The organism is Pseudoalteromonas aurantia, assembly GCF_005886875.1.
GTDB classification, from domain to species: domain Bacteria; phylum Pseudomonadota; class Gammaproteobacteria; order Enterobacterales; family Alteromonadaceae; genus Pseudoalteromonas; species Pseudoalteromonas aurantia_A.
On record NZ_PNBY01000153.1, the window covers coordinates 1 to 7,756 of the forward strand.

7 protein-coding genes and 1 pseudogene are annotated in these 7,756 nt (G+C 42.1%); 4 read left to right on the forward strand and 4 right to left on the reverse strand.

Going from position 1 to position 7,756, the window contains the following annotated elements; all coding sequences use genetic code 11:
* The first annotated feature begins 433 nt into the window (after nucleotides 1-433).
* The 4 genes from CWC18_RS20010 to CWC18_RS20025 are packed head-to-tail and all read left to right on the forward strand — an operon-like array spanning nucleotide 434 to nucleotide 4,118.
* Complete coding sequence (locus CWC18_RS20010; RefSeq protein ID WP_138675972.1) at nucleotides 434-1,138, forward strand: spondin domain-containing protein; 705 nt, start codon at nucleotides 434-436, stop codon at nucleotides 1,136-1,138.
* 10 nt (nucleotides 1,139-1,148) lie between these two features.
* Nucleotides 1,149-1,862, forward strand: coding sequence for a spondin domain-containing protein (locus CWC18_RS20015; RefSeq protein ID WP_138593159.1), 714 nt, complete (start codon nucleotides 1,149-1,151; stop codon nucleotides 1,860-1,862).
* A gap of 39 nt (nucleotides 1,863-1,901) precedes the next feature.
* Nucleotides 1,902-2,624 (forward strand): response regulator transcription factor, encoded by a 723-nt coding sequence (locus CWC18_RS20020; protein WP_138675973.1) that lies wholly within the window; start codon nucleotides 1,902-1,904, stop codon nucleotides 2,622-2,624.
* 3 nt (nucleotides 2,625-2,627) lie between these two features.
* Complete coding sequence (locus CWC18_RS20025; protein ID WP_138675974.1) at nucleotides 2,628-4,118, forward strand: sensor histidine kinase; 1,491 nt, start codon at nucleotides 2,628-2,630, stop codon at nucleotides 4,116-4,118.
* Nucleotides 4,119-4,258: 140 nt separating this feature from the next.
* Here CWC18_RS20025 and CWC18_RS20030 read toward each other — a convergent pair whose 3' ends face one another.
* The 4 genes and pseudogenes from CWC18_RS20030 to CWC18_RS20045 form a co-directional block, all read right to left on the reverse strand.
* On the reverse strand, nucleotides 4,259-4,951 hold the full coding sequence (locus tag CWC18_RS20030; protein WP_138675975.1) for an outer membrane beta-barrel protein: 693 nt from the start codon (nucleotides 4,949-4,951) through the stop codon (nucleotides 4,259-4,261).
* A 303-nt stretch (nucleotides 4,952-5,254) separates the two neighbouring features.
* Nucleotides 5,255-5,947 (reverse strand): response regulator, encoded by a 693-nt coding sequence (locus CWC18_RS20035; protein WP_138675976.1) that lies wholly within the window; start codon nucleotides 5,945-5,947, stop codon nucleotides 5,255-5,257.
* A gap of 15 nt (nucleotides 5,948-5,962) precedes the next feature.
* On the reverse strand, nucleotides 5,963-7,507 hold the full coding sequence (locus CWC18_RS20040) for an ATP-binding protein (protein ID WP_138593149.1): 1,545 nt from the start codon (nucleotides 7,505-7,507) through the stop codon (nucleotides 5,963-5,965).
* 11 nt (nucleotides 7,508-7,518) lie between these two features.
* Nucleotides 7,519-7,756 (reverse strand): annotated as a pseudogene (locus CWC18_RS20045) (cytochrome-c peroxidase); the annotation flags it as partial.

Sequence of the window (7,756 nt, forward strand, 5' to 3'; positions counted from 1 at the left end):
TGCGCAGCTCAGGTTAATTATTGTAATTTAGTTGTGAATTAGATTAAAAAATACTCCAACCTTAATACCCCAACGAAATAAGTGGCTAACGCATTCTCGCGCATGCCTAAGAGTCACAGGCAATACCTGAAGTGTTGCTGTAATAGATGTTCTCACACGGCAATTTTCGCAAAGAAGCAATGTGGAACAAGGTATTATAGCTGCATTTGGCTCTGGTTTTACCACTGAAATGGTGCTGAGCTATTGGTAGTAAAGCGAATTATTAAAAATAAGCCGCGCTCATAAGCGGCTTTTTCACACCAAAATCAACAACTAAAAGTACTGTGACTAACTTGCGCCAGGATTGTGATAAAAACGTGATATTTCGGTGAAATCAGCGAGACATTTAGCCTACATCCTTAGTCCTGTCATAACAACCAAGAAAGAGAATATCATGAAGGCAAAATTACTATCACTTATATGCACGAGCAGTTTATTGGTAATGTCAGCAGCAAACGCCGCTGATATAGATGTAAAAATCACTAACCTCACCCAAGGGATTTACTTCACACCAATATTAATCGGTGCTCATAGTAGCGATGCGCATTTATTCCAAACTGGCCAAGCTGCCTCTGACGCTCTTCAAGCAATGGCCGAAGGGGGGAGTATTGATACGCTATCAGCAACACTTGATAGTATCAATGCCAATAAGCTTGCCAATCCAGCTGAGGGTTTATTGGCTCCAGCCAGTTCTGCCATAGGCAGTTTAAGTACTACAGAAAATAATACAACCTTATCTATAGTCGCTATGATGCTACCAACAAACGATGGGTTCGTTGGCTTAGATGCCTGGAAGATCCCGACAGAAGCTGGCACATACCACATATATTTAAATGCATATGATGCAGGTACCGAAGCAAACAATGAGTTGGTTGTTGATGGTTCAGGTGCACCAGGTACGCCTGGGATCCCCGCCTCTCCTGGCGCAGCCCCGGGCACCCAAGGCAGTGGCTTAACCACAACAGAAACGAATACTATGGTGCATATTCACCGCGGTAACGTCGGCGACGATGAAGCCATTGGTGGAAAAAGCGACTTACACAACACGGTTCACCGCTGGTTAAACCCTGTTGCTAAAGTGACAGTAACGGTTAAATAAGGGGCATATTATGAATAAGTTAACCCCTATAATACCATTTGCTTGCTTGTTACTCGCTGCATGTGGCGGTGATAACGATGACAATATGGTAACAACACCAGTACCACCCGCTCCTGCACCAACTCCAACGCAATATGAGTTTAAGGTCACGGCACTTAATTTAACCAATGCGCAACCTCTATCACCGCTTGGCGCAGCATTACACACCACAGGCCAATTTTGGACCATTGGTGAAATGGCCAGTGAAGAACTAGAAAAACTGGCCGAAGGCGGAGATAACTCTGGGTTACTTGGTTTGTCTGTTGTTAACGCATCAGCATCAAGCGATGCCCCGCTTGGACCTGGGTCAATGACCGAGCTGATGTTAACCACTACAAGCTTAACAGATCAAAAAATATCGCTAATTAGCATGATGGTGAATACAAATGATGGCTTTACCGGTCTTAATAGTATCGATGTCTCTCAGATGGCTGTTGGCGACTACGCTAAAATGAACACCCGAGCATATGACTCTGGTACTGAAGCCAACTCAGAGAGCAGTGGTTCAATGCCTGGCCCAGCAGATGGCGGTGAAGGCTTTAATGCGCTACGTGATGACATTGATAAAGTGGCTATGCACCCGGGCGTTGTCGGTAATGATGATGGATTAAGTACGTCAGTACTAACGTCTGAACATAAATTCGACAACCCGCTCATGGCCGTGACTATAACAAGAGTTAAATAACGTCTATACGCACTGTGTGGGCGATGAAAAGGCCACATTATGCAACAACAGGTACTTATTGTAGAAGACGACCAAGACATCGCGCGTCTTCTACAAGTTCATTTAACTGAATTATCATTGGACGTTGATCATGTGTTTGATGGAGAAAGCGCAATGGATAAGTTACACCAAGGAAATTATGCCATTGTGCTGCTCGATATTATGCTGCCTGGGGTGGATGGTTTAACCCTTTGCCGAGAAATTAAAACCTCGACGCCTCATATTAGCGTTGTGCTGTTAACGTCTAAAAGTAGTGAAATGGACCGTATTATTGGTCTTGAGATGGGCGCTGATGACTATATTTGTAAACCGTTCAGTTATAGGGAGTTTCAAGCCAGAGTCAAAGCACAACTGCGACATGTAAGGTTACTTCAAGCCAAAGAGAATCAAGCTACGCACACAGAACAAGCGCCCTTACTGCTGGGTCGATTAAGTATTGATACGGTGTGTCATGAGGCAAGCTTAGGCGCTCAAGCACTCGACTTAACCGCAACAGAGTTTGAGTTACTGCACTTTTTTGCAGCCCACCCAAATCAAGTGTTTTCGAGAACACAGCTACTTGAATCAGTTTGGGGTTATCGACATTCGGGTTACGAACATACCGTTAACTCACACATTAACAGGCTGCGCAGTAAACTTGAAAAATATGGCGGAGAAGGCGTTATTGAAACCGTCTGGGGCGTCGGTTATAAGCTCAATGCGAAACAACTAACACAGGCATAAGCCATGAAACTGTCTTTATATCATAAACTTGCTATGTCACTGGCGGGGATCTTCATTTTAATTGCATCTCTATTTATTTGGTGGACGCAAGCATTATCACAAGTATCGCGTGCCCAAGCAGAACAGCAGCTACATATTGGTTTGGCTGAACACCTGGTTGGCGATAACCCTTTGCTTCAGCAAGGCGTTTATGATTACAAAGCACTGGAAAATTTATTTCACACTTTAATGGTGCTCGGTCCGTCATTTGAATTTTACTTTATAGACCCAAGTGGAAAATTACTAACATATTCAGCAAAGCCCGGCGAAGTAAAACGTCAGACTATCAGTCTTGTTCCGTTAATTAAATTAATTGATCAACCTGAGCAACTGCCGATTTATGGTGACGACCCACGTAATAAATATAGAGAAAAAATATTTTCAGTCGCACCGGTCTACAATGGTGACACCTTGCAAGGGTACTTATACGTTATTATTGGCTCAAAGCTTTACGACTCGATTATTAACAACATAAAAGGCAACGACCAATTAATTATTGGGCTGAGTTGGTTAGGCCTGGCGTTAGCATTTTTACTCACCGCTCTCCTGCTCCTTTTTAAATATCTAACGCGCCCTGTAGCCGCATTGACTGAACATATACAACAATTAGAACACGCTCAATTTGATATCGGTAAAATTACCTTACTGGATTGGAATAAAGCCCATAGTAACGAAGTTCATCAGCTTGGTGAAAGTGTTAATAACATGGTCAAAACGATTGATCTTCAAGTAAAACAACTCGCAGAATTAGATGATCAACGTCGTCAGCTATTGGCGCATTTATCTCATGATTTACGCACTCCCTTGGCATCATTGCAAGGCTACCTAGAAATTATTGCATTGAAAAAACATGATCCTGAGCAGCAAGCCCTACATTTGGGTATTGCACTAAAAAATTGCGAACAACTCAAATCTCTCATTGATCAAATCTTTGAATTAGCCCATTTAGAATCAGGCCATGCAAACGTGCAATTTGAAGTCTTTAACTTAGGTGAACTGCTATACGATGCCATGGCAAAATTTGCTATTCGCGCCGATAAAATGGGGGTGTCATTAACAATATCTCCGACCGTATGTGATATAAAAGCCTATTCTGATATCGGCAAACTAGAGCGGGTCCTGACAAACTTAATTGAGAATGCCCTGCGTCACACTGGTGAAGGCGGAGCAATCGAAATCAAAGTTAATCAGCAAGGTGAAGACCTAACCGTAACAGTAAAAGATACTGGGGTGGGTATTTCAGCAAAAGAGCTGCCTTATATTTTTGAAGCAAGGTATCGCGCCAGTAATTCAAAAGGGTGTAAAAAGTCACACGCAGGCCTTGGACTTGCCATCACTGAACGATTAATTAAACTGCTTAAAACTGATATTCGTGTCCAAAGTAAAATCGGAGCCGGCACTGAATTTAGCTTTCAGTTAAGAGAAGCTGAGCCCTTCAATGAAAAAGCCGAGTAATACTAGGCCGGATTTGTAATGAGCAGGTCAAGCTATACCCTTCCTTACAATCCCTTATTTTTTAGAGGGAGTGACGCATTGATTTAAGATTGACTCATAGTGCATCAATCAATGATCTTTGCATACTCCCTTAATGTACTTTAAAACTGCCAACCGAGGATAAACGCGGCATCTTTTACATCATGTTGGTAGCTACGTTGAATAACGTCTATCTCTACGTATTCATCGCTTTCATTAATTCTCAATAGTGAATACTCAAAGCCAACATACCAACTCTCATTGATTTGGTGTTCAAAACCAACTGAATAAAATACATCATTACCACTTTTTTGCATGTCATACCCAGCACTAGAGAAAGTCAATCTTGCAGGTGTCGATGCTTGGTACCCCCAATGGGCTATACCCAGCCTCATATTGACTGACACCGTATCAAATAAACGTGTTTGAGCTTTAATACCCAACCGAGTAGATTCAAGCTCAATTGGAACAGGTAGTTTGTAACTTGAAATAGGCACTATTTTTTCACTGCCCTGTTCAAAAAATGTATAACTTAAAGGCGCATAAACATTAATGTTCGTTTCGTTTTTGCCCTCGCCATGAAAATGCTTTGAAACCTCAAAAGAAATATAATCAGAAAACTTGACACCGACTCTCACACCCAAAGAGTGAGTGACAAGATCTGACGAATAATGCTTTTTATTATTGTTAAGCTCAGTTCGAGAATAAATATCGTGCTGAGATTTACCTAATAATAGCTCAGAACTGAACTGCATTTGCGCATAGCTAGATAAAGGCAGTAATAAAGCGGCTACACCTAAAATAGAATATTTCATTTTTTCTCGTGATTTAATTATGTCTAGATTGAACTCTTTGACGGGGATCTAAAAACTTTAAATGACCCTAATCTGTAAGCAAACACAAAATAGGTACGTTATATCTTCCCACTCTTCCGCTTTAATGTAAAGCTCGCGTTAGAGCGCGTAACTGACCTGCTATGAATGTTCGACCAAGGGTATTTTTATAAAAAGGCGGGAAGTGAAGTTAATCCGTGAGGCTAATTCAGCTTGCTTCCCACTGCACATATAGGTCAAATACAGCGGTGATTAAATAATCTAATACTGAATTTACCCCACCAATTACTCGCTTTGAGCCTCAAACTTATAGCCACCACCATAAACTGAATGAATAAACTCATGCTCAGGCGCGATACCGTGCAACTTTTTGCGGATTTTCTTAATATGGCTGTCAATAGTACGGTCGCTGACAATGCGATCATCATCATAAATATGATCCATCAACTTATCACGGCTGTATATCCGCCCTGGATGGGCTTGCATTGACTTTAAAAGTAAAAATTCAACATGAGTGAGGCTTACGCTGTTGGTCAAAAACGATACGAAGAGCGTATCTTCATTTAGCCTAAGCTTATCTTCTATATCATGCTTTTCACCATTACCGTTCAGTGTCACTCGGCGCAGCACCGCTTTAACACGAGCAACCACTTCTCTGGGGCTATACGGTTTGCACACATAATCATCTGCGCCAATCTCTAGGCCAAGTAGCCGATCAATCTCTTCTACTTTTGCGGTCGTCATTATGACTGGTACATTAGATTTAGCGCGCACCATTTTACAAATTTCAATTCCATCTACGTTCGGTAACATAATATCGAGAAGGGTTAAATGTGGATCAAATGTTGAAAACGCATACTCAGCATCGGCCCCATCAGCAACAATACGCGTCTCATAATCTGCTTTTTCTAAATATTTACTCAGAATATCTGCCAGCTTAGGCTCATCTTCAACAATTAATATGCGTGTTTTATCCAAAGGTTGCAGTCCGTTTTAGTGAAAAAACTCCATTATAATAGCGAGTCCACCCAGATCACTCAAATCTGCTCGTATTGTTCCTTGGTGGCTCTCAACAATACAGGTACAAATTGCGAGGCCGAGTCCCGTTCCGCCCGCTTGACGCGTTCTAGCACTATCGACTCGATAAAGGCGCTCAAACAACTTCGGCAATTGCTCAGCAGCAACACTTGGTGAACTATCTTCCCATATTACCTGTGTTTTCTCCGACGTTTGCGTCACACTGATACTTAACTGCCCGCTTTTTTGTTCTGACACATCTGTATACCGAATGGTGTTTTGCAATAAGTTATCGAACAACTGGCTAATTCGCTGCGGATCACAGTGTAATGTCAACTTATCATCACATCTCATCGTTATCTCAAATAGTGAAAGCCCTGTACTTCGTTTATCAATACAGCGATTTAATACACCGCTCAGTTCACAAGGCATCATATTGTAAGTGAGTGCCCCCCTATCCGATAACGACAATTGGTGTAAATCATCCACCAAGTTAGTAAGTCGTTCTATTTCTTCATAAAGAGAGCTTAACTGTGCCTCATCAATAGCAATAACACCGTCAATCATCCCCTCTAATTCGGCTCTTATTACTGCAATAGGTGTGCGTAGCTCATGTGAAATATCGGCGATCCATTGTTGTCTGGCCGTCTGATTTTGTGCCAAAGTATCTGCCAGCTTATTCATATCACGTGCCAGCAATCCGAGTTCATCTCGACGGTTTAATACAACTTTATTTTCATAGTCTCCTCCCGCTAAACGCCTAGCATTTCGTCGCAGTCGTATAATGGGTTGTACTAAATATTTACTGAATGGAATGGCTAAAATAACCGTGACTAACAAAGCCAAAAGCGCAATGTGTAAAAACTGTTGCGCTTGTTGTTTGGCAAATATCGAGTCAAAACGAGACGTAATCAAAGTGCCATTTTCAATCCCAATGAAACCAATTAACTCTCCCTGCCCTTTCGTTTGCGCGTTATCATCACCATCATACATAGGTAACCATAGCGCAGAGTGGGCCATGTCAGCTTTACCAATCAATAGTTGACCGTTTGGTAACTTAAATATGAGCCGGTTAGACGATGCTCTCTCTCCCTTTCTTGGTGGCCCCTTTCGACCTGGGCGCGCCTCATTTTGAGGCGGTAGACGACGGTATGACCTGTCACTTGCGTCCGTGTTTCCTCGTTTAGGGCGGTATTCCTGCCCACTAGAATGAGCATCTTCTGGCTTGCGTCCTCGCTTTGGAGGCCGACTGATATTATCTCCATTCACTTGGCGATATAACTGCATGATTTCACTTAACTGCGCAGAGCGGTGACGTACCCAAGAAAAACCATTTTGTGCTTTATACGTCTCTACTACTTTCACAATCACCACTTGCATTTTATCGCGCGCATTACTTTGCACATACTGCGCAAAGCTTTTCTCAAATGCAATTTGATTGGCAATGTAAATTGCTAACACCAGTGCCGAGTTAGCAATTAATATCATCAATAGTAATTTGACACGTATAGTCACTTTCATTGGGTTACACTTTATCCTTTATGACGAGTTAATACGTTTAAACGCAAGTTATCTGGGTCGACCGCGGTGGTACCAGGGAGCCACTTTTGTAAGCATCGTGTATCTTTAGCGCAATTGTCGGTTAATGCACGCAAAAATGCCACTAAGTCTTTTTGCTGCGCACTATTAAGTGGTGCTGCAACAAATGGTGAACTTTGTAATAGCGTTAATGCCATTTGGCTATTAACTTGGGCGTTGTTTCCTAAATAA

Bases quoted from the DNA above. Each gene is read 5' to 3' on its own strand.
- CWC18_RS20015 (WP_138593159.1), top strand. From the start codon at position 1,149: ATGAATAAGTTAACCCCTATAATACCATTTGCTTGCTTGTTACTCGCT.
- CWC18_RS20025 (WP_138675974.1), top strand. From the start codon at position 2,628: ATGAAACTGTCTTTATATCATAAACTTGCTATGTCACTGGCGGGGATC.
- CWC18_RS20040 (WP_138593149.1), bottom strand. From the start codon at position 7,507: ATGAAAGTGACTATACGTGTCAAATTACTATTGATGATATTAATTGCT.
- CWC18_RS20020 (WP_138675973.1), top strand. From the start codon at position 1,902: ATGCAACAACAGGTACTTATTGTAGAAGACGACCAAGACATCGCGCGT.
- CWC18_RS20030 (WP_138675975.1), bottom strand. From the start codon at position 4,951: ATGAAATATTCTATTTTAGGTGTAGCCGCTTTATTACTGCCTTTATCT.
- CWC18_RS20010 (WP_138675972.1), top strand. From the start codon at position 434: ATGAAGGCAAAATTACTATCACTTATATGCACGAGCAGTTTATTGGTA.